Below are 26,038 nucleotides of genomic sequence, written 5' to 3'. Positions count from 1 at the left end.
GGGTGCCGAGAACTTTTTGGTCACCGACCCTGCGGGTAGGTTCCTACAGAACATCGGGGTCAGAGTAGTCTTATTAGACTACTCTGACCCCGATGTTGATCTTTGATTACTTCGAAACGTTCTTGCTGATCAGTGCTCGAAGAGCAGCCGGTTTAACTGGCTTGTTCAGTAGAATCGCGCCGTACTCTGCGATCTCCGCTTTAACCTCATCGGTTCGGTCAGCTGTGATGATGATCGCAGGTACCTCTTTGGTGCCATGCCCCTCAAGCTGTTTAAGGGCCATGATGCCGGTATCTGTCTCGCCTAGGTGGTAGTCGACTAGCATGATGTCGGGTATGAACCCGCCTGCGACTTCAGCTTCTGCAACCTCTGCTGAGATAGCTGTTTTAACTTCACACGCCCAGCCATTCAGCAGAGCAGACATCCCCTCGAGGATTTTAGGCTCGTTATCAATGACGAGTACTTTGATGCCATTAAGGCCTTTCGAACGGATCCAGCCGCGTTGTTGAGGCTTCGCTTTTTCAGCACGAGTCTCATCACCTAGTGGGATTAGCACACTGAACATGGTGCCTTGTGTAGGCCAGGACTCGACACGTAACTTATGGTCAAGCATTTTTGCGATACGATCTGTAATCGCAAGGCCCAGTCCAAGACCTTTAACTTCAGAGTGTCTTGGATTGTCGATGCGACGAAACTCTTCAAACACTTCGTTTATTTTATCCTTAGGAATCCCCACACCGGTATCCCACACCTGAATTTCAAGGTGATTGCCGCGGTGTCGCGCGCCAAGTAGCACGCGCCCTTTGCCTGTGTAGCGAATAGCGTTGGAGATGAAGTTCTGCAGAATACGGCGTAAAAGCGTCTGGTCCGAGTGCACCACAGCTTTACAGTCGATGCTCTTAAACTCTAAGCCCTTCTCTTGCGCCATCGCAGTGAACTCGTTATTCAAATTGGTGAATACGTTCTGCAGGTGGAAGTGAGTTAGGTTAGGCTCCAACGCCCCTGCGTCGAGTTTGGAGATATCTAGAATTGTAGTAATTAGCTCTTCAGCTGAACGAAGAGCCCCATCAAGGTTGTCCACCAGTTGAGCTGTTTCACTTTGGTGGCTCTGCTGCGCTAGAGCTGATGTAAACAGACGGGCTGCGTTTAAAGGCTGCAATAGGTCGTGGCTAGCCGCAGCGAGGAAGCGAGTTTTACCCAGGTTAGCTGCGTCAGCATCTGATTTCGCTTGGCGAAGCTCATCCTCCATCAATGCGCGCACTGTGTTCTCTTTGCGCAGCTCTTTGTTCACTAGAGAGAGAGCTTGGGTACGCTCAAGTACGCGTTTCTCAAGATTCTCGTTGGTCTCTTGAAGTGCTATCTCGGCATTACGTCGCTCGGTGATATCTTGATAGAGCGTAAAGTAACCTAACACGTCACCGTACTCGCCGATATGCGGAATCATGGTCAGTTCGGCGTAGCGGTGTTCATCATCTTGAGTTGGGAGAATAGCCTCGAATTTCACTCGCTCGCCGTTTAAGACGCGTCTCACAAAAGGTTGGCGCAGTTCGTACTGGTCAGTGCTGAAAATTTTGTAAGAAGGTGTGCCTGCAATATTGTGTCTATCTATCCCTACACCGTCGGCAAACGCTTTGTTCACAAAGAGGAAGTTCTGTTCTGGATCGAGGTAGGTGATCATGACCGGCACGTTGTCGGTGTAGACACGAATGTTCTGCTCACTCTCACGCAGCGCCTCTTCAACGCGTTTGTGCTCCGTGATATCCATGTAGGTGTTTACATAACCGCCATCAGGCATTGGGTTGCCACGCACCTCCATTACCTGACCATTAGGGCGGTAGCGCTCAAATGCATGTGGTTCGCCGGCGAGCAGATAGCTCATGCGTTGTTTGACCTGCTCATCAACTGAGCGGCCAGAGAAGCCGTATTCACCATGAATGGCGTTGTAGCGGATGATCTCTTCTATTGGACGGCCAACAACAATAAGTTCGTCTGGATAATCAAACATATCAACAAAGCGTTGGTTCCAAGCCACAAGCCGAAACTTTTGATCCACTACACTAATGCCAAGGGTCACGTTCTCAATCGTTGATTGCAGGAGCGTTCTGTTGAAACGGAGTGCTTGCGAAGCCTCATCAACGATGGCAACCACGTCACCAAGCTGCATATCTTTGCCACGTAGGGTGGAGTCCATCACGATGCGAGCAGAAGATGCACCAATCACACCAGCTAATAGTCGCTCTGTGTGTTGGATGAGCTCGGGTACCGCTTTCTCGCCAAGTGCTTGCGGCTCCTCTTTGCGCTGTGCCCAGTAACTGCTGAATGCTTGCTGTGTTCTTCGAATACCAATGAAACGCTCAGCAAGCATCTGAAGATCACTCACTGTTACCGGAGCAGTTTGGCGGCCCGGCTCTGAGTTAGGGTCGCGGCGACTATCAACATATGCGCTGGCTTGGATGCGGTCTACCAGCCTTGGGCGGGTTAGCTTCGACATTACAATGTAAGCAAGCGTATTGATCGTCAAACTCCAGATGACACCGTGTGTCAGAGGGTCAACATTCGATAGTCCCAGAATATTTGTTGGCGACAGCCAGATAGGCACAAGATCATCTGTGCGAAGTGTGTCAGGAATAAGGTTGGCACCTTCAATAACTGGGAGTACGAGGGTGTAGAGCCAGAGCAGGAAGCCGCTCACTAGGCCTGCTATGGCGCCATAACGGTTCCCTTCGCTCCAGTAGACAGCGCCTAAGATAGAGGGCAAAAACTGGATTGCAGCCACAAAAGCCAGTAGGCCAAGCGAGGCGAGTGAGCCGTTGTCGCCCAGAATTCGGTAATAGAAGTAGCCTAAAAGTAACAGAGAGATGATTGTGATTCGGCGCACACTTAAAAGAAGTGCGCCAAGGTCTTTCGTTTCCGCCAGTCTGAGCTTAGGAATACGCAACAGAACCGGTATCACGATGTCATTACATACCATCGTTGCAAGAGTAATAGCTGCAACAATGACCATGCTGGTTGCCGCTGATAAGCCACCAATAAAGGCAAAGGCAGCGAGACCATCGTTACCAAAATGCAAAGGTAGCGTGAGAACGTAGCTATCTGGACCGAAAGGGTTAGAGGCGGGGATAAGAATATGTCCAGCTGTCGCAATCGGTAGAACGAATAGCGCGAGAAGCATTAAGTAGGTTGGGAACAGCCAGCGAGCGACTTTTAAGTTCCTACTACGAATATTCTCCACGATGGTCACGTGGAATTGGCGAGGAAGACAGATGGTGGCACCTAAGGCCAGAACAATTTCAGTAAGGAAACTTCCTGCAAAAATTGAGTTCGTGAAGCCACTGGTCCCCATCATCTCGCGTTGCACAGTCGCTATTGTCGGTTGGATTCCTCCGAACAGCTCGTAGGTTACAAAGAAGCCAATCGCTAAGAATGCAGTGAGTTTTACGACCGATTCGAAGGCTACAGCTAATACCAACCCTTCATGGTGTTCTGTAGCGTCAATGTCTCGCGTACCAAACAGGATAGCGAAGACGGCCATGATGATGGCAACGATAAGTGCGGTGTCACTACCCTGGCCAACTGCCTCGCTAGCACCAGGGGCTATCGCGTTGTAGCTAACGGCGACCGCTTTAAGTTGAAGAGCGATGTAGGGAATGGTGCCGAGTACAGCGATGACGGTAACTAAAACTGCAATGGTTTGGCTTTTACCATAACGCGAAGATATGAAGTCAGAGATGGTTGTAATGTTTTGCTGTTTACTGACTCGGTTGATCTTCTCAATAACGCGCCATGCAAAGATGAATACTAGTGTTGGGCCAAGGTAGGTCGCTAGAAACTCCCATCCCGTCGAGCTGGCGCGTCCAACTGCCCCATAGAAGGTCCATGACGAACAGTAAACGGCAAGGGATAATGAATAGATAACAGGGTTTCCGGCAAGGCTTTTACCCGCTCGGCTCTGTTCACCCACGTAGGCTATAGCAAAGAGTAAGCCTAAATAGCCCAGGGCGATAAGCGTAATGGTTAATCCGGATAGCATCCTATTATCCTTTTATTGCCCCTATGGGCTTTCGAATAACTCTATTCTAACGATTAGGATCAGGCGTGCAAAAAAGAGTTTTGCGCGTATGAGACTAAATAAGTAGCGAAATTGATTAAAAAACAGGCTGTTATTCCTATATGCACTACTAAAGTCGTTCTCTTATTTATCGTTTTCATTAGGTATTATTCGGGTTATCTGTGTGGGAGCACAGTAAATTTGGAATATAACAACAACCTAATAAGGGATGATGCTATGTCAATGAGCAACGAAAATGCACAGGCCTACTGGGGTGAAAACCTGCGCATTATCATCACCTATCTAGCGATTTGGTTCGTCGTGTCTTACGGCTGCGGCGTTCTATTCGTAGATGCACTCGATCAGATCCAGTTCTTCGGCTTCCCGCTGGGCTTCTGGTTCGCACAACAAGGTTCGATCTTCGTATTCGTAGGTTTGATCTGGGCATACGTGTCTAGCATGAACAAACTCGACGAAAAGTACGACGTTCACGAGTAAGGAGATAGGAAATGAGTCTTGACGCGTTAACGTATCTATTTGTCGGCGGTTCATTCGCACTCTACATCGCAATTGCGATCTGGGCGCGTGCTGGATCAACTAAGGAATTTTATGTTGCAGGCGGTGGTGTACCACCAATCGCAAACGGTATGGCGACTGCTGCGGACTGGATGTCAGCTGCATCGTTCATCTCACTAGCGGGTATCGTATCGTTCATCGGTCGTGACGCATCAGCTTACCTAATGGGTTGGACTGGTGGTTACGTACTACTAGCGATGCTTCTGGCTCCTTACCTACGTAAGTTTGGTAAGTTCACAGTGCCTGACTTCATCGGTGACCGTTACTACAGCAACACTGCACGTACAATTGCAGTAATCTGTACGATCATCATTTCGTTCACATACGTAGCTGGCCAGATGCGCGGCGTTGGTATCGTATTCTCACGTTACCTACACGTTGACATCAACACTGGTGTAATCATCGGTATGGCTATCGTATTCTTCTACGCTGTACTAGGCGGTATGAAGGGCATCACGTACACCCAGGTTGCGCAGTACGTAGTACTTATCCTGGCGTTCATGGTTCCTGCAATCTTCCTATCTGTACAGGTAACTGGCCACATTCTTCCACAGACTGCACTTGGTGCAACTCTTGAAAGCGGTCAGTCAGTACTTGCAACTCTTGACCAACTATCAGTTGATCTAGGCTTTGCACAGTACACTGCAGGTTCTAAGACCACCGTTGACCTGTTCTTCATGACAGCGGCTCTAATGGCTGGCACTGCAGGTCTACCACACGTAATCGTACGTTTCTTCACAGTACCACGTGTTAAAGATGCTCGTGCATCTGCTGGTTGGGCGTTGATCTTCATCGCTATCCTTTACACATCTGTACCAGGTGTAGCAGGCTTCGGTCGTGTAAACCTAATCCAGACTGTAAACGGTCCAGAAAACACTGGTCGTGCTTACTCAGAGATTCCTGAGTGGTTCGCACGTTGGGAAACTACTGGTCTGATCAAGTGGGAAGATAAAAACAACGACGGCATCGTGTTCTACAGCAAAACTGCTGAGAACGAGTTGACTGTAAACCGCGACATCATGGTACTTGCTAACCCAGAGATCGCTCAGCTTCCAAACTGGGTAATCGCACTGGTAGCTGCAGGTGCAGTAGCGGCGGCACTATCAACTGCTGCAGGTCTGTTGCTTGTAATCTCTACGTCGATCTCGCATGACTTGATGAAGAAAACAATTAATCCGAACATAACCGAGAAACAGGAACTGCTCTATGCACGTGGTGCAGCGGTTTTAGCAATTCTTGTAGCAGGTTACTTCGGTGTTAACCCACCAGGATTCGTAGCACAGGTAGTAGCACTAGCCTTCGGTCTAGCAGCATCTTCTGTATTCCCTGCAATCCTAATGGGTATCTTCAGCAAGCGCATGAACACTCAGGGTGCAGTTGCAGGTATGATTGTTGGTATCGCATCAACAATGGCTTACATCGTGTACTTCAAGTTCATGGGCGGCACAAAAGACGAAATGTGGTTTGGTATCTCTCCAGAGGGCTTCGGTACTGTGGGTATGATTCTGAACTTCGTAGTGGCTAAAGTAGTCTCTTCTATGACTGCTGAACCACCTGCTGAAATCCAGCAGATCGTTGAAGACATCCGTATCCCACGCGGTGCGGGCGCAGCTTCTTCTCACTAAGAAGTCGCTAGTCTAAGAAGGCGTCCCTCGGGACGCCTTTTTTAATTGCCGAGCTTTTTAGAAAAAGTTGATGTGAGTTCCTGCAATTTTTTCTAAAACGCGTAATACTCGACAGATCATCTGTTTTGAATTGTGAGGATCAAATGCCTGACTCGTTTAAGTTACAAAATCTCCCGTTTAGCCTGCTCAATGAGAAGGAGCAGCGTTTGCTTGGCGCTAATTTAGATCTTGGTTACTACTCGGCAGGGGAGATGATTCTAAAGGCAGGTGAGCAGTCTGAAGGTGTCTACGTTATCTTCAAAGGACGTGTGGCTGAGAGTGAGCCTCAGACCGAGGGCGATGATATCCATCACGTCTTCATGCACTACGAGAACGAAGACTACTTTGGCGGTTGGTCTGCTTTGAATGGGGTCGCTATCCATAACTTCGAGGCGGAAGAGGAGACTATTTGTCACATCCTTCCTACAGAAACGCTTTTAGAGTTGATTGGCTCTAACCCAGGGTTTGCAGACTACTTCCAACAAAACTTATCCGTAAAGAGTGAAATCGCGGCACAGCAGGGCGAAGGCCAGGATATGGCGGAGTTTATGCTTGCTACGGTTGAGGATGTTGTGATTCAAGATCCTCTCATCGTGAATGCCGGTACCACTATCAGCGAAGCGACGCGCTTGATGCGCGAGACAAAAAACGACTGTGTTTTAGTTCGCAAAGGCAGTCGTATTGGTATGGTCACCGGTACCGATATACTTGATGCGGTCGTCATTAATGAGCAATCTACAGGCTCTGAGGTGTCGGGTATCGCGACCTATCGTCTTGTTACCTGTAAGCCTGATGACTACCTATTTAGCGCCCTAGTCCTGATGACGCAGCAGCAGATTGAGCGTGTCGTGGTTATGGATGGTGACACCTTGATCGGTATTGTTCAGCTGACAGATGTGCTCTCCTACTTCTCAAGCCACTCGCATGTAATTGGCTTGCGTTTGGAGCGAGCAAGTACGCTTGATGATCTTCGTGAAGCCGCTCAGGGGCTGACTACTCTAATTAAAGCCCTGATCTCAACTGGTGTACGTATTCGCTTTACGATGGATCTATTGGCAGCCATGAATGGCCGTATCATCGCTAAGCTCTTTGACCTTGTAGTACCTGCCGATATGCATCCTCACGTCTGTCTGATTGTGATGGGATCGGAAGGGCGTGCTGAGCAGATTATGAAGACCGACCAGGATAATGCACTGATCTTTCGTAATGGTTTGATATGGCCAGAGATGCGTGAGGTGATGCAGCGATTTAGTGAGACTCTAATCTCTTTTGGTTTTCCGCCTTGTCCTGGCAATATCATGGTCTCTAATCCTGAGTGGAATAATTCAGTCGATGATTGGACGCAGAAGCTACAAGATTGGTCGATGAGTAATGATGGCGAAGATCAAATGCGTTTGGCTATTGCTGTCGATGCTAAGCCGGTTGCAGGTAATGTCGCCTTCTTTAAAGTGGCGCGTAACTGGTTCCTGCGCAATATGAAGAATAATGACCTGTTCTTCTCGCACTTTGCGAAAGCGGCTATTGAGTTTGATACCCCATTAACCTTCTTCGGCAACCTGAAAGATAAGGGTGAGCTAGATATTAAGAAGGGTGGTATTTTCCCCATCGTTCACGGTGTGCGTGCCATGGCGCTTGAGAATAGAATTCTTGTTACCAATACCTTTGACCGTCTTGAAGCCTTAACTGAAGCGGGCGTTTTGGAGTCTGGTATCTCGAAAGATCTTTGTGAGGCTTTGGGGCTCTTTATCAATATTCGACTCCGTCAGCAGATGCGAAGAGCAGAAGAGAGTGAAGACGGTCTAGATCCAACGCCTAATATCATTGAGCTACACCAATTGAATAAAATGGACCGTGATCTATTGCGTGATGGTCTCTTGGTGGTGAAAAGCTTTAAGAAATCACTGACCTCACGTTATCACCTCTCAAGTTAAAGGCTGAAAGGATTCGCAGATGATTTTGCCCCGCAGTATTCGTAAGTTTCGCGATAAGCGCGCCATGGCTGATAGCCGTTGGGCGCACCTTTTTGATGCTTACGAGGGTGATGAGGTCGTCTCGCTGGATTGTGAAACGACCAGTCTCGATGTGGGTAAGGCGTCGATCCTCTCTATTGGTGCGGTGAAGATTAAAGGTAAGCGCGTTAAGACTAGTGATCGTCTTGATATTCGTCTTAAACCGCCCACGGACCTCAATGGTGACTCGATTAAGATTCACAAAATTCGCGCAGCAGACCTGGCTGATGGTGTGGATATTCGTGAAGCCTTAGAGCAGGTGTTGGAGTTTGTGGGAAACCGTCCAATTCTTGGTTACTACGTCAATTACGATATCCGTATGCTGGATAAGTTCTTGCGTCAGGAGTTTGACTTCAGTCTGCCAAATAAAGCGATTGAGTTGTCTCACGTCTATCATGACATTATTAAGTGGAAGCATGTGGGTGGAGATGTTGACCTTCGCTTCGATACTATTGCGAGCAAATTGGATATGCCGATTATCCAGAGGCACACCGCATTAGGTGATGCAATCACTGTGGCTCTTATGTATGTGCGGCTGAAACATGGTGACTCACCCTTGGATGTTAATTGACCTCCTGGCTATTTCTCGGAATAACCTCCTGACTGCCTCGCGGAATAACGTTATACTTCTTTGTTTCTAGGTGTCTAGATAGTCTCTAGTCTGTATATGCGGAGTGTGCGTGTCCGAATCGCTACTAAAAGCTGAATCCCTCTTCTGTGAGCGAGATGATCGAATTCTATTTGATGATCTCAGCTTCTCAGTTGCTCCGGGCCAAATTTGGCAGGTCGAAGGACGAAACGGTAGTGGCAAAACAACACTTCTTCGCATCCTATGTGGCTTAAGTACTCACTTTGAAGGTGAGCTATTTTGGCGAGACGAGGCTATCTCAGAGTCTCGTGATCAGTTTGTCTCGGAGCTTCTATTTATTGGTCACCAGACCGGTGTCAGTCTTTTACTTACAGCTGAAGAGAATTTGCGTTGGCAGTGTGCACTCCATCCATCGTTGGATGAGAACAAAATCGCATATGCTCTTGAGCAAGTTGGTTTGCGTGGTTTTGAAGATGTGCCAGCACACCAGTTATCTGCAGGTCAAAAACGCCGTATCGCTTTGGCAAAAATGTATATGAGCAGGGCTGCACTTTGGGTATTGGATGAGCCCTTTACTGCAATTGATAAGATCGGTGTCGCAGCCAAAGAGAGCTTAATGCTGGATCATATCGCGCAAGGTGGAAGTGTCATCATGACAACTCACCAGGATTTGAGTGCTGACATGCCAGTGCACACTCTCAATGTTGAAGCGTTCGCGAAATCGGAGAGAGTGTGGTGAGTCAGTCCAAAGAGATCTCTATATCGCGTCTATTTGTGATGACGTTTAAGCGTGACATGGTGCTGGCGTTTAGGCGTAAAAGTGAGCTGGTTAATCCACTCATATTCTTTCTGATTGTCGCGTCGCTATTTCCAATCGGCGTAAGTCCAGAGCCGAACTTTCTTTCGCAACTAGCACCTGGGCTGCTTTGGGTTGCGGCGCTTTTAGCGACTCTTCTTTCAATGGAGTCTCTGTTTAAATCGGACTTTGAAGATGGCTCGCTCGAGCAGTTGTTACTCAGCCCTCAGCCTCTATTTCTGATTGTGCTTTCGAAAGTGGCGGCGCACTGGTTGATGTCAGGTCTCGCGCTCACGCTAATTGCACCGCTCTTGGGTGTGATGCTATTCCTGCCTAGCGAAGGGATGCCGGGCCTCATGCTCAGTCTTCTATTGGGCACACCGACACTTTCGCTCATTGGCGCAATTGGTGCAGCACTGACTGTTGGGCTACGTCGCGGTGGCGTTTTAATCTCACTGTTAGTATTGCCGTTGTATATTCCTGTGCTCATATTTGGGTCGAGTGCCGTACAAGCGGCTGTGACAGGTTTGCCTCTATCAGGTTACCTCGCACTGCTAGGCGCTCTATTAGCATTGGCTTTAGCACTTGCTCCGATAGCGGCAGGTGCTGCATTAAGAATTTCTGTAAGCGGATAGGTTTATGGCTAGTAACTGGTTACCTCGTTGGTTTTATCAATTGGCATCGCCGCGTTGGTGTTATGCCTTCACAGGTAAATTAATTCCTTGGTTTGCTCTAGTGGGTGGGCTGTTGATGGCTGTTGGTATCGTCTGGGGATTGGCGTTTGCTCCTTCAGATTACCAGCAGGGTAATAGCTTTCGAATCATCTATTTGCATGTGCCTACTGCAATCTTGGCACAAAGCTTCTACATGCTGATGGCTATTGCCGGCGCTATTGGATTGATTTGGAAGATCAAAGTTGCCGATATGGTTGCTAAATCTGTGGCGCCTTTAGGTGCGGCAATCGCAGTGCTAGCACTGGCTACGGGTGCAATTTGGGGTAAACCTACTTGGGGCTCTTGGTGGGTTTGGGATGCGCGACTAACATCCATGCTTGTGCTGCTTTTCCTTTACCTGGGTGTTATTGCACTCAACTCAGCTATCGAGAGTGAAACAACTGCGGCACAATCAACAGCGGTATTGGCGCTTGTAGGTTTAGTGAATATTCCGATTATCAAATACTCGGTAGAGTGGTGGAACACCCTGCACCAGCCTGCGACCTTTAAGATTACTGAAAAACCAGCTATGCCTCCTGAGATGTGGATGCCTCTGCTAGTGATGGTCATAGCCTGTTACATGGTATTTGGGTTGGCATTGATGCTACGTCTCAGAAACGAAATTCTTCAGCGTGAACGTCGCAGCGGTTGGGTTAAAGAGCTTTTGGCGGGCACCAAAGGTTAAGGTTTATTTCAGTTAGTTTCGGTATTTTTGCCTCTTAAATTGAGTGGTTTGGTTCTGTTATGGCTTTTAATTCGTTTGCTGAATTTTTAAACATGGGTGGTCATGGTCTCTACGTCTGGTTGAGCTATGGGCTTGGCCTCATCACGATTGCGCTCTGTATCTATGTTCCTATAGTTCAGGGTCGTGAAGTCCGTAAATCACTACGACGCAGAATATTGCGTGAAGAGGGTAAGGCGTGAATCCTAAACGTAAAAAGCGATTAATCATCGTCCTTTCAATTGTTATTGGTGTAGGTGTTGCCGTTGGTTTAACACTCTATGCATTGAGCCAAAACATCAATCTATTCTACTCGCCAACTCAGATAGCTACTGGTGAAGCGCCTGTTAATACACGTATTCGAGCAGGTGGTATGGTGGTAGAGGGTAGTGTTAAACGCGATCCAAATAGTCTGCGTGTTGAATTTGAAGTGACTGACTTTGCTCACAAGGTCAAAGTGAACTACAGCGGTATCCTTCCAGATCTATTCCGTGAAGGGCAGGGTATCGTTGCCCAGGGCGAGCTTGATAGTTCGGGTACCCTTCAAGCTAATGAAGTGCTTGCTAAACACGATGAAAATTATATGCCACCAGAGGTAGCTGAAGCTCTTGAAAAGAGTGGAAAAATGCCGAAGCCAGAAGCTAAGGAGTTCAACAAGTGATTGCTGAACTAGGAACCTACTCCCTCATCCTTGCGATGTTTTTAAGTGCGCTACTGGCGATAATCCCGCTGGTAGGTGCATCTCGCTCAAGCCTAATTCTTGTTAACTATGCACGCCCGCTCTCAGTGGGTGTGACACTATTTATCGGTATCAGTTTTGCAGCTCTTGTGTACGCTTTTGTCACAAACGATTTCAGTGTTGTCTACGTAGCTAACAACTCAAATACTGCGCTCCCATGGTTTTATCGTGTCAGCGCTGTATGGGGTGGGCATGAAGGTTCACTGTTACTTTGGGTTTTGATTCTGGCGTTATGGGTGCTTGCTGTAGCGCTTAAAAGTAAAGCATTGCCCTTGGATATCATCGGTCGAGTACTTGGCGTGCTGGGGATTATCCTAACCGGTTTTCTATCCTTCGTAATCTTTACCTCTAGCCCCTTTGATCGAAATCTGCCGCGTGCGCCATTAGAGGGAGCGGACCTCAACCCGCTACTCCAAGACTTCGGTTTGATCGTTCACCCACCAATGCTCTATATGGGCTATGTTGGTTTTTCAGTGGCGTTTGCTTTTGCTATTGCCGCGCTCTTAAGCGGTCGTATGGATGCGGCTTGGGCACGTTGGTCTCGCCCCTGGACAAACATCGCTTGGGCATTTCTAACGCTCGGTATTGCTCTAGGTAGTTGGTGGGCATACTACGAGCTTGGCTGGGGCGGCTGGTGGTTCTGGGATCCAGTAGAGAACGCATCGCTTATGCCTTGGCTTGTGGGGACTGCGTTGATCCACAGCCTTGCTGTGACAGAAAAGCGTGGTGTGTTTAAAAGCTGGACCTTGCTACTTGCGATCTTTGCGTTTTCGTTGAGCCTGTTAGGTACATTCCTGGTGCGTTCAGGGGTGCTCACTTCGGTTCACGCTTTTGCATCTGACCCTGAACGTGGTTTCTATATCCTTGGGCTGCTAGCGTTGACGATAGGCGGTTCACTGTTGCTCTATGCTATCCGTGCTGCTGAATTGAAGAGTGAGTCGAGCTTTACTTTGATCTCACGCGAAACGCTGCTACTCGTTAATAACGTGATACTCACCGTCATAGCATTTACGGTGCTCTTGGGTACCGTGTATCCGCTATTTGTAGATGCCCTAGGTATGGGCAAGATGTCCGTTGGACCTCCATACTTCAACGCCCTAACGGTACCTCTCGGTGCGCTCTTGATGCTCTTCTTAGGTATAGGCGCTCTGGTTCGCTGGCGTCGCACAGACGGTTCGAAGCTTCTAAAACGCCTCACTTGGCCGGTAGTTGCATCCATTGTATTGGGTGTTGCTACGCTTGAGGTTGCGGGGTACGAGGCAGATCTATGGACCAATGTTGGTGTGGTTTTAGCCTATTGGATTCTTCTATGTGGTCTATTGGATCTTAAAGACCGTGTAGGAAATCGCCAGACATCGTTGATTGAGTCGCTACGAAAACTACCTCGCGCTTACTACGGTATGCATTTAGCCCACTTGGGTATGGCTGTTTTGGCCGTTGGTGTGGCTATGGTCTCGATGTTTACTGAGCATCGTGATCTGCGCATGGCACCAGGTGATCGTCAGGAGGTGGGTGTCTACACCTTCCAGTTCGAGGGTACTCGCCATGTTGAGGGTCCTAACTATCAGTCAGATCAGGGCATCATTAAGGTGTTCAAAAACGGCGAGCCATATAAGGTTCTAATGCCGGAGAAACGCCTCTACACAGCACGTGGTAACGTCATGACTGAGGCGGCGATTGATCCTGGCTTCTTCCGCGACCTCTATGTAGCCCTTGGTGAGCCACTTGAAGGTGGTGCTTGGGCTATTCGTCTTCAATTTAAGCCCTACGTGCGTTGGTTGTGGTTAGCTGGCCTTATGATGATGGCGGGTGGTTTCTTGGCTGCAAGTGATAAACGCTACCGCAAGATGGCGAAGCGTGATGCGGCTAACGCTTAAGGATTGATGATGAGAAAGTTATTTCTATTTGCCCCTTTAGCTATATTTTTAGGCTTAGGCTTTTTTCTTTGGAAAGGGCTTTATCTCGATCCGCGTGCACTGCCATCGGCTTTGTTAGATAAGCCAATGCCGGCGTTTGAATTGCAGTCACTTAATGGTGATAAGCAGTTAACAGTTGCTGATCTCAAGGGTGATGTGGCACTGGTAAATGTCTGGGCGACCTGGTGTCCTACCTGTAAAGAGGAGCATCAAGTTCTTAACCAAATCGCGCAAGAGGGCGTTACCATCTTCGGCATTAACTACAAAGATGAACGCCCCAAGGCGCAGGATTGGTTGAAGAAATATTTGAATCCATACAAAGCAGTGATCTTTGATCCGGATGGTCGTTTGGGTCTTGATTTAGGTGTCTATGGTGCCCCTGAAACCTACATTATTGATGCAAACGGCGTAATCAAATTTCGTCACGTTGGCGCTGTCGATCAGCAGGTTTGGCAGAAGCTAAAGGCAATCATGGAGCAGGTTAAGGGTGGTAAAGCATGATTCGTTTACTGCTGTTAATGTTCCTGGCACTGCCTGCTCAAGCTGCAATCGATGCCTACCAATTCAAGAGCACTGCGGATGAAAAACGTTTTCACGAGTTAACAGCAGAGCTTCGTTGTCCCAAGTGTCAAAACCAGAATATTGCTGACTCAGATTCTCCCATCGCTAAAGACCTTCGCGCTGAAGTTTATCGAATGGTTGATGAGGGTGTTGCCGATATTGAGGTGATCGACTTCATGGTTACGCGTTATGGTGATTTTGTTCTCTATCGTCCGAAGATGAATAGCCAGACTTGGCTGCTTTGGTATGGTCCTTATCTTGGGCTCGGGCTTGGTGTTTTAGCAATCATTATCATTCTTCTGCAGCGTCGCAACCGCACTGCAGCCACCTCTAGCAAAGTGTCAGAGGTAACCGCTGAAGAGCGAACAAAATTGGACGAGCTACTTAAACAGGATAAAGAGTAATGTTGAATCTTTGGCTCGGTATCGCCGCACTATCTCTGCTGGCAGCAATTGTAATTATTTTCCCAATATTGAAGCTGCGTCAGTCTCGCGTCACTACACTAGTGACCTCAGATCCGCAGCAGGATAACGTTGTTATCTTTAAAGATCGTTTAGGCGAATTGGAGCAAGAGCTCGCTTCAGGCTCTATCTCTGCTCCAGATTTTGAAGCGCTTAAGGCAGAGCTGGAGAAGAATCTTCTGATTGATGCAAGTGCTAAAAAAATCTCTTTAAGCTCATCGAGTGTTGGTTCAAAACAGCTAGCGGTAGGATTTGTGCTCGCCTTTGCAGTTATCGCGAGTTCTGTAGCCCTCTACAATGAAGTGGGTCGTGCGCCTGATCTAGAGCTTTCCATGAATATGCCTAAGGATCCCTTCAATGGTCGTCAGCCTTCTATGGATGAGGCGATTGCTCAGCTTCAGTTAGAGTTGAAAGCTAACCCTGAGAACCCAGAAGGTTGGTACATCCTCGCTAGCACTATGATGGATTTAGGTCGTCATCAAGAGGCTGTCGATGCCTATCAGCAATGCGTGAGTTATCTGAAGCCTGAAGATGTGCAGTATGCAACGGTTATGGGGCAGCTTGCACAAGCGATGTTTTTTGCTGCAGGTACTTTCAATGCTGAGGTGCGTGCACAGGTGGAAGCGACCCTTAAAGCTGAGCCACTGGAGATTACAGCTCTAGGCCTGTTGGGTATCGATGCATATGAGAAGAAAGATTTCCGTGCGGCAGCTAAATTTTGGTTAACCGCACTGCAAAATGCAGATGGTAGCGGTGCCGATTCTCTTCGTAATGGTGTCGAGCGTGCACGTGCTGAGCTGGTTAAACTTGGTGAAGACGTTTCAGATATTCAGTTACCTGAGATGTCATCAATTCCGCTCAATCTCTCTATTGCAGCTAATCGACTTGAGGGCCTTCCGAAAGAGACTCCTGTGATGTTGGTAGCACGTCGCCCAGAGGGTGGTATGCCACTTGCAGCCGTTCGTCTGACAGTCGCGGATCTGCCAGTATCATTGGAGTTGAACGATGCAAACTCTATGTCTCCACAAAACAAGTTGTCCAGCGTTGAGCGTGTGACAGTGAGTGCACGAGTTAGCTTAAGTGGCAATGTTGTTGCTCAACCTGGTGACCTGTTGGTCGAAATGGAAAACATACCGACAAAAGGATTGCCAAAACCACTGGAAATGGTGGTATCAGAGGTAGTACAGTAGAGCGTTATAGCTTACTTTTTTAGCGGTTTAGGAAACGAGTGTCGATGGATCTTCGGGAATGGTTAATAGTAGCGGGTGTCGTTCTCGTTGTATTGATCCTAGTTGATGGCTGGAGACGTGTCGGCGGTCGTTCAAACCGTATCAAGATGAAAATCGATCGCTCTTTTGAGGGGAGTGCTGAGGTCGAAGAGAAGGAAGATAAGAACAACCCTGAACTGCCAAACGGTGGTGCCCGCCTTAAGCGAGAGGTTGATCGTCCTGATATCGACCAGCTAATTGCTGAAGAAGCTAAAAATTCCCCAGTACAAAGCGAACGTATCGAGCCAAGTTTTGCCCCAATTGATGAACTTCTACCTGACCCGTTCGAGCGTTTTGGTGAGTCTGAATCTGACATTATAGATACCCTGAGTGATGAAGGTGTCGTTTCAAAACCTCGCAAGTCATCGGCTAAACCAGCTGAGACTTCGAAAGCAGATGAAGGTTCAGAGTCAGTTCTAAAAGAAGAGCCTCTAGAGAATCCATCTGAAGATCAGCCTGAAGAGGAAGTTTCTATCGAAGCTGAAGTTGAAGGCTCTTTAGAGGTTGAAGACTCTTTAGAAATTGAAGACTCTGTAGAGACAGATGTTTCAGCTCAAGCTACAACCGCTGACGAATCACTATCTGAGGCTGCTTCAGAGCTCGAGCCAGAGCTAGAAAAGACAGTACAGCCTGAACCTGTTCTAGAACGAGATTTAGAACAAGAGCTAGAACAGGAGCCAGTACAAGAGCCAGAACCTGAAACATCAGAGTCAGAGTCGCAGTCTGAAGAAAAACCTGAACCAGCACCTGGTCATGTAGAAGATCTATTTGGTCTGGATCTCGATCGTCCAATTCATGAATTAATGGACGCATCCTCTAAGTCGACTAAGAAAAAACGAACCACTAAATCGAGTCGAGCAAAGCAGGTTGAAGAGGAGTCTTCAGCGGCCTTTGATGAGTTACTCGAGCCGCGCCCTGAGTCAGTAGATGAACCACTAGATGATATCGACTCTTTGGTCGCTGAAACGGCGACTGTAGAACTTGAAGAGAGTCTAGAGTCGACAGCTGATGCTGACGCTGCTGATACTGTTGTTGATGCTGAATCTACAGAGAGCGGCTCAGTTCGTAAGCCGCGCAAACTCGATATGACCGATCCTGAATCGACTCTTGTACTCTTTGTGGTAGCTCCTGAAGGCCAGGCGATGAGCGGTCAGCACCTTAAGACTGTGGTTGAGAAGTGTGGAATGGAATTTGGTCAAATGGGACTCTTCCATCGCTTTGAAGATAATTCCGACAGCTCGCCTATACAGTTCTCTATGAGTAGTGTCTCTGGCAGTGGCGCCTTTGATCTTGAAACTATCGATGCTCAAGAGATGCGCGCTGTAACCTTCTTTATGTCTATGAGCGAGCCACGTGATCCCTCCTACGCTGTGGAGTGTATGTTGGCGACCGCCGCGACACTCTCGAAAGCCTTAGGCTGTGAGATGTTAGATAACGATCGCAGCGTGATGCGTCCACAAACGCAGGAGCATTACCGCGAACTAGTTAAAGCATTTAAGCTTAAAGAGCGCGCAAAAAGTCGTCGCACACGTAAAACTAAATAGTCTCGATACATGACCCCTGAACAACAGATCTCTGCACTGCGTGAGCAGCTTCAGCAGCATGCCTACCGCTATTACGTTCTTGATGACCCCACAGTCACGGATGCTGAATACGATCGCCTCTATCGTGATTTAGAAGCTTTAGAGCAGCAACATCCTGAGCTTATTTCTGAAGATTCTCCAACGCAGCGTGTTGGCGCTAAACCTAGTGGTGGTTTTGCAGAGGTAGTGCATGAAGTGCCGATGCTCAGTTTGAGCAATCAGTTCTCACCTGAAGATGTCGCGGCATTCTATCGCAGAGCCCAAGACGGGCTAGAGACTCGGGATGAGTTGACGGTTACTGCAGAGCCAAAACTCGATGGACTCGCAGTGAGTATTCTTTATGAGAAGGGCGTACTCGTTCGCGCGGCGACTCGTGGAGATGGGGCAACGGGTGAAGATATTACTGCCAATGTTCGAACAATCCAGAGTGTGCCGCTGAAGCTATTAGGAAGTGGCTGGCCCGAAAGGCTTGAGGTACGAGGTGAGGTTTACATGCCTAGGGCTGGATTTGAAGCCCTGAACGAGCATGCTCGTGCTACCGGACAAAAAGTTTTCGTCAATCCGCGCAATGCTGCTGCTGGAAGTCTGCGCCAATTAGATCCCCAAATAACGGCGAGTCGCCCGTTAACCTTCTGTTGCTATGGGACAGGGGTGGTAAGTGATGATCTGCCAGATAGCTATTTCGAAACACTAAACCTGATCAATAGCTGGGGTTTGAAAATCTCCTCAGAGATCGCTCAGGTGACGGGTGTTGAAGCCTGTAATGACTATATAGCGAGATTAGGTGCTAAAAGGGATTCACTCCCCTTTGATATTGACGGGGTGGTGTTAAAACTTGATTCGCGTGAAGCTCAAGAGCAGTTAGGTTTTCGCGCCCGCGACCCGCGTTGGGCAACGGCCTACAAGTACCCTGCTCAAGAGGAGATTACCCAACTTAGAGATGTCGATTTCCAAGTGGGTCGTACCGGTGCAGTCACTCCTGTTGCTCGTTTAGAACCAGTCTTTGTTGGTGGTGTAACCGTAAGTAACGCAACCCTTCATAACATGGATGAGATTGCGCGTCTGGATGCCCGTATTGGTGACTGGGTAGTTATTCGTCGAGCAGGTGATGTCATACCGCAGGTTGTAAAAGTTGTAACAGATCGTCGTGATGGTTCCGAACTGCCTGTTCACGCACCTGAGCAATGTCCGGTCTGTGGGGCAGATGTCGAACGCGTGGAACTAGTTAAACGCGGCAAGGGTGTGGAGCAACGTCAGCAGGGCTCTATCTACCGTTGTGTGGGTCGCCTTGGCTGTTCTGCACAGCTAAAGCAGGCGCTTATACACTTTGTGTCGCGTAAGGCGATGGATATTGACGGGCTTGGTGATAAAGCGGTCGAGCAGTTGGTCGATCGCGAACTTATTAAATCGCCTGCCGATCTATTTAAGCTAACTGTTGAACAAGTATTATCACTTGAGGGCTACGCTGAGTTATCCGCACAAAACCTGATTGACGCAATTGCGGGCGCTAAGAGTATCTCCCTGGCACGATTTGTCTACGCCATGGGTATTCCAGAGGTGGGAGAGGAGACTGCGCGTACCCTAGCTAACTCACTCGGAACGCTTGATCGAATTCGCCGTGCTCAGGTTCGAACCTTACTCAGGTTGCCAGATATTGGACTCGAAGTAGCGCATGAAATTACCCATTTCATGTCGGATGTACATAATCAGAACGTTTTAGATCAACTGCTTGAACTTGGTATTGAGCTCGAAGAGTCTGACAGCATCTCGGCAAAACTGCAGGCAAGTGTTAGCTTGGCTGACCTTTTGGAAGGCGCCAATATTTCTGCAGTTGCTGCGACAGGTGCTAAAAATCTCGCTAGCCATTTCGTTACCCTGGATGAATTCTTATCCGCTGACGGTGCACAACTCTCCATGGTCCCAAAACTCTCTAGTAGAGCTATTGAAGCGGTGCTGCAGGTATTACAAGACGCAGAGTGGGTTGCAGAGCAGAAGGCGTTTGAGGCGCAACTTATCGATTTCGGTATGCATTGGACCTCAGAGAAGCACTCTAACGGGGCGGAAGATCCGTTAGAGGGTCAAACCTGGGTCTTGACCGGTACCCTAGAGAGTATGGGGCGTAGTGATGCTAAAAACCGACTTCAAGCTCTGGGAGCTAAGGTGGCTGGTAGTGTCTCGGCAAATACAGATGTTGTTGTGGCTGGGCCTGGTGCTGGCTCTAAGTTGGCCAAAGCTGAACAGTTAGGTATACGCGTTTTAGATGAAGCGCAGTTCCTGCAATTTTTGAATGAACAGGAGTAAGCGATGATTGTCCCTGCGAATATGCTATCTGATGATGCTCTTTTGGGAATGATTGAAGAGTTCGTTACCCGTGATGGTACCGACTACGGTGATGTCGAGGTCTCTTTAGAGGAGCGCGTAGCCCAGGTGCGTGAACAGATTCTAACGGGTAAAGCGCTTATCGTTTTTGATAGTGCAACAGAGAGTACATCGATCATTCCTGCAGAAGATCTACAGAAGCTTCAGGCGTCGAATCAGAGTTAAAGCTACTCGCTTTTACTGCGCTTAAGATCGCGAATCACGAATCGCTGCGGAGAGAGAATGCGAATCAGTTCGTACTCTATTGGGTAGGGTTGATTTAGAACCTCTGCCGTTAAAATTTCAGCGGCAATGGGGCAACTCACCAAGCCTTTTGAACCGTGTCCCGTATTGATCATCAGTCCATTTAGCCAAGGTGCTTCAGCACTAAATTGTGCCTTGGCATTGGTTTTTAAGCCTGCATATAGCTCAGACATCTTGTTTGAATCACAGAGAGTGCCTATGAGAGGCAGGTAGTCTCGTGAGCCCGCTCGCTGTGCAACACGCCCTGTGCGCGGCAAGGACTCAAGCTCTTCATAAAGTTTTGGAAGAACCGATTTGAGTAGAGCTAGGTTATGCTGATGCTCCTCCTCACGAATGTCGCGACTTCTATCACCCGGCGTGAAAGAAGCGCCAAAACAGTACTGGCCATTGAGTGCAGGGGATATGTACCCCGCGCCGCAGACAACCTTGTTGAGCGGACTCTCCTTCGGCGCATCTGTCCAAGTGGTTTGGCCACGAATCGGTTTCAGTGAAACTTTGCAGAGCTCCTCGATAAGCTCCATTTCGTATGCGGTCGTGAAAATCACATGCGAGTATGTTGTTTCACCGCTGTCTAATACCCAGCCGCCCTCTACTTTTCTAATAGAGCCTATCTCTTTGCCAAAGTGTGAATGGATAAGAGGATGCTGGAGTAGTGTCTCCACAAGTTTAGGTGGAGATGCCCAACCCGCATTCGGAAAATGAAGTGCAGGGTGTGGAGTAGGGGTGCCCAATTGTCTACTCGCTTCATCCGCGTCAATCGAATGCACAAGATCGGCAGGGTATTGGTTTTGATCAATAAACTCCTGCTGGCGCACGCGTTCGCCATCATCAACGGCTAGCTGTAATAGGCCGCATAGGTCCGCATCTTTGCCGTTATTTAAACCCAGTGCCTTAAGCCAATTAATCGTGAACTGCAGGCCAAGTGTATGAAAACGGCCTGCTGGGGTCGGTTTTGCCGGTAGCTTGGCATATAACGCGCCCTGAGGATTACCCGAGCCACCTTGCGCTGGTTTTGATTCACGCTCAAAGAGATCAACAGCGATACCCTCGCTGGCTAGGCGGTAGGCGGTGGTTGCCCCGGCCAAACCTGCTCCAATGATGGCGATACGCCCAGGCGTTCGATGAGGTGGTCGTTTATGCCAAGGCTGTTCGAACGCATTTAGTGTACGAGGCTCATCCATTTTGCCGCATATCATTTCGCGTTTACGGCCGTAGCCTGCAATTTTTTGAATAGAGAAACCCTGCTCAGCGAGTCCTCGCTTAACTATGCCTGCAGAGGTAAAGGTCGCAAAGGTGGTTTCTGTATGGCTCAGTCTACCGAGTTGTTGAAAGAGCTCTGGGCTCCACATCTCTGGATTTTTTGACGGGGCAAAACCGTCCAAGAACCAAGCATCCACGGGCCGATCCAACTGATTCAACTGCTCGGCAGCGTCGCCAAAAAGCAGCCAGAGTTCGATGCGACCCTGATCAAAATGAAGTTTATGGAAGCCTTTGAAGGCGGCAGGCCATTGTTCGATCAACTGTGCAGTGCCAGAGGCAAACTCACTACTGTTTTTAAAGCGTTGTAGGGCGCGCTTAAGGTCATCAAGTGTCAGTGGAAAGCGTTCACAGCTTATAAATTGTAAGCGAGCGCCTTTTGGAGCACCTCTAAGCCATAAATCGCGAGCGCAAAGAAAGTTAAGGCCTGTGCCAAACCCAGTTTCACCAATAGTAAAACGCGAGTTTGGATTCAGGTCTGCTAGACGAGTTGGTAGCTGATTAGAGTTTATGAAGACGTGTTGAGTCTCAGCAATGCCATCTTCGACACTGAAGTATATATCCCCAAACTGGGTCGACTCAGGTTGTTCATCTCGCCAGTTTAGCTCGGCATTGTCTAAACGGAATCTGCTCACTGCGGCTCACTACTTGGTTAAACAGCTGCGCCCCATGCAGTAGTACTGAATGCCCATCTGCTGAACGCGTGAAGGATCATACAGATTGCGTCCATCAATGATAAGCGGTTCGCGTAGCAGCTTAGCAATACGTTTGAAGTCTGGAGAGGCATATTCAGGCCAAGCGGTGAGCAGAAGTAGGCCGTCTGCATCTTCACAGGCTTCATAGTTATTGGTTGTAAGGATCAAATTAGGATTCTTAGGGTATCGCGAAGCGAGTGCCTGTAGTGCTTCCGGGTCATGAATTTTAAGTTTGGCGCCCTGTGCAAGCAGAGCATCAATCACTGCGATAGCAGGTGAGGTCTCAACATCAGCTACACCTGGTTTAAACGCTACACCCCAAAGTGCAAAGGTTTTGTTGCTAAGATCACACTGGTAGTGCTGCCATAGCGTTCTGAACGGCCACTCTTTGTTGATCTCGTTTTGACCCAATAGTGTATCGATGAAGATAGAGCCACGTTGCTCGTTAAGCAACTCTGCTAGCCCCTCAAGGTAGCGTGTAAATTGTTGCCCACCAAAACCACAACCCGGTTGCAGGTAGTGTGTGCCGATACGTACATCGGTTGTCATACCGCGACGAATAGCATCGATATCCAGACCCAGTTGATCACAGAGTGAAGCCATCTCATTGATGTAACCAAGGCGCATCGCCAAAAGACCTGTAATCGCATATTTAACGAACTCGGCTTCGCGACGCGTCATGGTTTGGGTAGGGCGCTGGCCAAGATGGAAAGGTCGTAAAATACCAAGCAGACCTTCAGTCGCTTCAGTTGTGTCACTACCCATTAGCAAGGCTTGTGGATTGGCGAACTGCTGCATCGCCTGGCCCGCCTGCAGAAGATCTGGTAGGTAGACCACGTGCTGGCCTTTTCGCTCATCAAGTGTCTTCTGTAGTTGATCGCTGACACCCACACCAAAGTTACTCTGGTTGACTATCAACAATGGCCCTTCGCATTTGAGCGAGAGCTCTTTAATAAGTGCTTGGGCGGCAGGAAGCTCGTCAGAATCCATTGCAAGCCAATGCACTTCTGAGGTCATAGCCTGTTGCGAATCCGCTATCAATCGACCGCTGAACTTTGCGGTTTGCAAGCTGATGAGTAGGCCCGGTTCTGATCTTAGGTGACTCTCAACAGGCTCATCATCTTGAAGGTTGTGAATGACATCATTTCCGTAGGCTGCTAGCTGAGCGCGTGCCACCCATGCACTCAGTTCATTACCCCATACAGTGATCTGCATTATCGAGACTCCCTTAGATTCTGTATCGCATCGAGCAGACCTTCGGTTGCTGGATCGTATGTGGCTTTGCTGCTTTTATTGAGTGCAGTGATGAGGTCATTGGCTACGCGTTTACCCAGTTCAACGCCCCACTGATCAAAGGGGTTAATACCCCAGATAACGGCTTGTGCGTACACCTTGTGCTCATAAAGTGCGACTAAGCTGCCTAGGTTATAGGGGGTCAATTCATCAAGCAGAATAACGGTGCTTGGCTGGTTGCCAAAGTAGCGCTGCCAACTAGGTCGCTCAATGCCGTCGGTCAGGGCGGCATCGCCAAGTGCTAGCACGCGAGCCTGCGCTAAACAGTTGGCGAGTGCTAACTGATGCTGGTCTTGTAGGGTTGATTCACGATCTACATAACGACGTGCCGGTACGATGAAATCACACATCACGCGCTCAGTGCCTTGGTGCAGTAGCTGGTAGAAAGCGTGTTGTGCATTAGGACCGATCTCGCCCCAAAGAATAGGACAGGTGCGATGACTTACCGCTTCCCCCTGGCCAGAGACACTTTTTCCGTTACTCTCCATCTCTAACTGCTCAAGATAAGCAGGTAGATGTGCGAGGCGTCCATCATAGGGAAGAATTGCGTGGGCGTGGATATCCTGAAAGTTAGTGTTCCAGATGCCGGTCATAGCGAGCAGTACCGGTAGGTTCTCTGTAAGAGGTGCTTCAGAAAAGTGCTTATCCATGCTGTGTGCACCGGCGAGCAGCTCTTTAAATCCGTGCATGCCAACACTTAGCGCAATTGGTAAACCGATCGCTGACCAGAGCGAATAGCGACCGCCAGTCCAATCCCAAAACTTCAGTAGGTTGCTCTCGGCAAGCCCCCAGCTAATCGCCTTTTCAGGAGCGGCTGTAACACCAATGAAGTGCTGTTTAAGTACAAGTTCTCTCGATAGGCCACTGCGTTCTTGGAGCCACTCAATAGCTGTAGCTGCATTAGCTAGTGTATCGATGGTGCCAAAGGATTTCGAAGAGAGGACAAAGAGTGTTGATTCGGCATCAAGTTCCAACAACAGGTTGGCAAGCTGACTGCCATCCATCGAAGATACGAAGTGGAGATCAATATCGCGCGCATCATCTGGACGGAATTGGTTAAGTGCTTCACAGACCATAAGCGGACCAAGATCGGAACCGCCTACACCGATATTAACCACCTGGCTAATTGGTTTGCCGGTAAAGCCACGCCACTGCCCCGCATGGATCTTTTTAACAAACTCCTCCATACGAGCTAAGGTTTGGTGAACATCACTAACGACATCCTGGCCATCAACGATCAGCTCAGCACTCTCAGGTAAACGCAGTGCAGAGTGGAGTGCAGCACGGTTCTCTGTAGTGTTAACTCGTTCGCCGCTCAGTAGCTTGCTGATTGCGTCTGTCATGCCTTGTGAATTGGCAAGAGCTATGAGCTCTTCGAGTACTTGAGGATCGAGTCGTTGGCGACTTAGGTCAAGCAGAAGTCCCTCATGACGAAAGCTAAACGCACTGTAGCGATCTGATGTTGTAATCAGATCCTTGAGGTGAGTCGAGCTTAAACGTGCTGCCGAATTCTCAAGTGCAGACCAGGCGCTATTCATCTATTTATACCTTGTGCGTCGCAAGAAACTCGCGCATCGCGTCAGCTGTTTCAGGGTGTTTTAGACCGAAGGCTAGGTTCGCCTGAAGAAGACCCGCTTTATTACCACAGTCGTAGACGGTGCCGCGCATACTGAACGCTTCCATGCTCGCTTCAGAGAGAAGAGCCAACATCGCATCAGTCAGCTGTATTTCACCACCGGCACCAGGCTGAGTTGTTTTAAGTAGCTCCATTACGCGGTTTGGAAGAATGTAACGACCTACAATCGCTTGGTTAGATGGCGCTTCTGCAAGTGATGGTTTCTCTACCATGCCATGAATTGGCGCGCCCGCACCTGGAGTCAGCTGTTTGCCACCGCAATCGACAATACCGTAACGGTCAACGTGCTCCTGTGGCACACCCTCAACCATGATCTGACCGGCACCGTTCTTCTCATAACGCTTCACCATCTCAGAGAAGTCGCTTGCTAAACCTTCATCATCGATAACCATGTCAGGCAGCATTACGGCAAAGTCTTCAGAGCCAATAACGTGTGCAGCACAGAGAACAGCGTGACCAAGACCTTTAGCGCTTGGTTGGCGAACGGAGATGACTTCAATCCCTTTAGGAAGCGAGTTTTCAACCGCATTAAGGAGTGCTGTTTTGTTTTTCAGAGCGAGCATCTGCTCAAGCTCATAGTTGGCATCGAAGTGGTTTTCAATCGACTCTTTACCAGAGCGCGTTACTAGAACGATTTGACGAAACCCAGCACGTGCAGCCTCTTCAACAACATGTTGAATAACTGGTTTATCAACCACCGGAAGCATCTCTTTAGGAATCGCCTTACTCGCTGGGAGTACACGTGTACCCAAACCCGCAACTGGAATGATGACTTTAGAAAGCATTTAAAATAGCCCTTAATTAAATTGCATATATGTTAGGTATAGCACAAAGGTCACAAATAGCACGAAACCAAGTAAATTTTTTTACATCTGCTACTCTTAATCGAGC

Annotated in this window: 21 protein-coding genes; 16 read left to right on the top strand and 5 right to left on the bottom strand. The window is 48.6% G+C overall.

Features of this window, described 5'->3' with window-relative positions:
- Window positions 1-106: 106 nt before the first annotated feature.
- Window positions 107-4,030 carry a NahK/ErcS family hybrid sensor histidine kinase/response regulator gene (locus tag HH196_RS07080; protein WP_169451449.1) on the bottom strand — a complete coding sequence of 1,308 codons (3,924 nt, stop codon included), beginning with the start codon at window positions 4,028-4,030 and terminating at the stop codon, window positions 107-109.
- Between the two features lie 261 nt (window positions 4,031-4,291).
- Here HH196_RS07080 and HH196_RS07075 point away from each other — a divergent pair, with 261 nt between their 5' ends.
- From HH196_RS07075 to HH196_RS07000, 16 genes are all read left to right on the top strand, one after another.
- Window positions 4,292-4,546 carry a DUF4212 domain-containing protein gene (locus tag HH196_RS07075; RefSeq protein ID WP_169451448.1) on the top strand — a complete coding sequence of 85 codons (255 nt, stop codon included), beginning with the start codon at window positions 4,292-4,294 and terminating at the stop codon, window positions 4,544-4,546.
- Window positions 4,547-4,557: 11 nt separating this feature from the next.
- Window positions 4,558-6,249: a sodium:solute symporter family protein gene (locus HH196_RS07070; protein ID WP_169451447.1), complete on the top strand. Its 1,692-nt coding sequence runs from the start codon at window positions 4,558-4,560 to the stop codon at window positions 6,247-6,249.
- A gap of 143 nt (window positions 6,250-6,392) precedes the next feature.
- Window positions 6,393-8,219: a DUF294 nucleotidyltransferase-like domain-containing protein gene (locus HH196_RS07065; protein ID WP_169451446.1), complete on the top strand. Its 1,827-nt coding sequence runs from the start codon at window positions 6,393-6,395 to the stop codon at window positions 8,217-8,219.
- 19 nt (window positions 8,220-8,238) lie between these two features.
- Window positions 8,239-8,868: a 3'-5' exonuclease gene (locus tag HH196_RS07060; protein WP_169451445.1), complete on the top strand. Its 630-nt coding sequence runs from the start codon at window positions 8,239-8,241 to the stop codon at window positions 8,866-8,868.
- A gap of 109 nt (window positions 8,869-8,977) precedes the next feature.
- A complete protein-coding gene (ccmA, locus tag HH196_RS07055) occupies window positions 8,978-9,625 on the top strand; it encodes a cytochrome c biogenesis heme-transporting ATPase CcmA (protein WP_169451444.1) in 648 nt (215 codons plus the stop codon).
- A gap of 38 nt (window positions 9,626-9,663) precedes the next feature.
- A complete protein-coding gene (gene ccmB / locus HH196_RS07050; RefSeq protein ID WP_169452340.1) occupies window positions 9,664-10,317 on the top strand; it encodes a heme exporter protein CcmB in 654 nt (217 codons plus the stop codon).
- Window positions 10,318-10,321: 4 nt separating this feature from the next.
- Window positions 10,322-11,080: a heme ABC transporter permease gene (locus HH196_RS07045; RefSeq protein ID WP_169451443.1), complete on the top strand. Its 759-nt coding sequence runs from the start codon at window positions 10,322-10,324 to the stop codon at window positions 11,078-11,080.
- A 59-nt stretch (window positions 11,081-11,139) separates the two neighbouring features.
- The gene (ccmD, locus tag HH196_RS07040; RefSeq protein ID WP_169451442.1) at window positions 11,140-11,319 is read left to right on the top strand and encodes a heme exporter protein CcmD; all 180 of its coding nucleotides are present in this window, start codon (window positions 11,140-11,142) and stop codon (window positions 11,317-11,319) included.
- Window positions 11,316-11,777, top strand: a complete 462-nt coding sequence (ccmE, locus tag HH196_RS07035) for a cytochrome c maturation protein CcmE (RefSeq protein ID WP_169451441.1) — start codon at window positions 11,316-11,318, stop codon at window positions 11,775-11,777. The genes ccmD and ccmE overlap by 4 nt, the downstream gene beginning before the upstream one ends.
- Entirely contained in the window at window positions 11,774-13,732 is a 1,959-nt protein-coding gene (locus tag HH196_RS07030) for a heme lyase CcmF/NrfE family subunit (RefSeq protein ID WP_169451440.1), read from the top strand. Before ccmE ends, HH196_RS07030 begins: the two co-directional genes overlap by 4 nt.
- 9 nt (window positions 13,733-13,741) lie before the next feature.
- The gene (locus tag HH196_RS07025; RefSeq protein WP_169452339.1) at window positions 13,742-14,272 is read left to right on the top strand and encodes a DsbE family thiol:disulfide interchange protein; all 531 of its coding nucleotides are present in this window, start codon (window positions 13,742-13,744) and stop codon (window positions 14,270-14,272) included.
- On the top strand, window positions 14,269-14,736 hold the full coding sequence (locus HH196_RS07020; protein WP_169451439.1) for a cytochrome c-type biogenesis protein: 468 nt from the start codon (window positions 14,269-14,271) through the stop codon (window positions 14,734-14,736). Before HH196_RS07025 ends, HH196_RS07020 begins: the two co-directional genes overlap by 4 nt.
- Entirely contained in the window at window positions 14,736-15,983 is a 1,248-nt protein-coding gene (ccmI, locus tag HH196_RS07015; protein ID WP_169451438.1) for a c-type cytochrome biogenesis protein CcmI, read from the top strand. Before HH196_RS07020 ends, ccmI begins: the two co-directional genes overlap by 1 nt.
- A 44-nt stretch (window positions 15,984-16,027) precedes the next feature.
- The gene (locus HH196_RS07010) at window positions 16,028-17,605 is read left to right on the top strand and encodes a cell division protein ZipA C-terminal FtsZ-binding domain-containing protein (protein ID WP_169451437.1); all 1,578 of its coding nucleotides are present in this window, start codon (window positions 16,028-16,030) and stop codon (window positions 17,603-17,605) included.
- Between the two features lie 9 nt (window positions 17,606-17,614).
- Window positions 17,615-19,945, top strand: a complete 2,331-nt coding sequence (ligA, locus tag HH196_RS07005; protein WP_169451436.1) for an NAD-dependent DNA ligase LigA — start codon at window positions 17,615-17,617, stop codon at window positions 19,943-19,945.
- A gap of 3 nt (window positions 19,946-19,948) precedes the next feature.
- Complete coding sequence (locus HH196_RS07000; RefSeq protein WP_169451435.1) at window positions 19,949-20,188, top strand: YheU family protein; 240 nt, start codon at window positions 19,949-19,951, stop codon at window positions 20,186-20,188.
- A gap of 2 nt (window positions 20,189-20,190) precedes the next feature.
- Here the strand turns inward: HH196_RS07000 and mnmC are convergent, their stop codons facing one another.
- Genes mnmC through galU form a run of 4 tightly spaced genes read right to left on the bottom strand, consistent with a single transcriptional unit; the run spans window position 20,191 to window position 25,932 of the window.
- On the bottom strand, window positions 20,191-22,158 hold the full coding sequence (gene mnmC, locus HH196_RS06995; RefSeq protein WP_169451434.1) for a bifunctional tRNA (5-methylaminomethyl-2-thiouridine)(34)-methyltransferase MnmD/FAD-dependent 5-carboxymethylaminomethyl-2-thiouridine(34) oxidoreductase MnmC: 1,968 nt from the start codon (window positions 22,156-22,158) through the stop codon (window positions 20,191-20,193).
- A 9-nt stretch (window positions 22,159-22,167) separates the two neighbouring features.
- Window positions 22,168-23,433: a UDP-glucose/GDP-mannose dehydrogenase family protein gene (locus tag HH196_RS06990; protein ID WP_169451433.1), complete on the bottom strand. Its 1,266-nt coding sequence runs from the start codon at window positions 23,431-23,433 to the stop codon at window positions 22,168-22,170.
- On the bottom strand, window positions 23,433-25,049 hold the full coding sequence (gene pgi / locus HH196_RS06985; RefSeq protein ID WP_169451432.1) for a glucose-6-phosphate isomerase: 1,617 nt from the start codon (window positions 25,047-25,049) through the stop codon (window positions 23,433-23,435). Before pgi ends, HH196_RS06990 begins: the two co-directional genes overlap by 1 nt.
- Before the next feature lie 4 nt (window positions 25,050-25,053).
- Window positions 25,054-25,932, bottom strand: coding sequence for a UTP--glucose-1-phosphate uridylyltransferase GalU (galU, locus tag HH196_RS06980; protein ID WP_169451431.1), 879 nt, complete (start codon window positions 25,930-25,932; stop codon window positions 25,054-25,056).
- Window positions 25,933-26,038 lie beyond the last annotated feature (106 nt).

The sequence above is a fragment of the Marinobacterium sp. LSUCC0821 genome, assembly GCF_012848475.1.
Lineage (GTDB): Bacteria > Pseudomonadota > Gammaproteobacteria > Pseudomonadales > Balneatricaceae > Marinobacterium_E.
The sequence above is the reverse complement of the archived record's forward strand: the minus strand, read 5'-3'. Positions and strand labels throughout refer to the sequence as shown.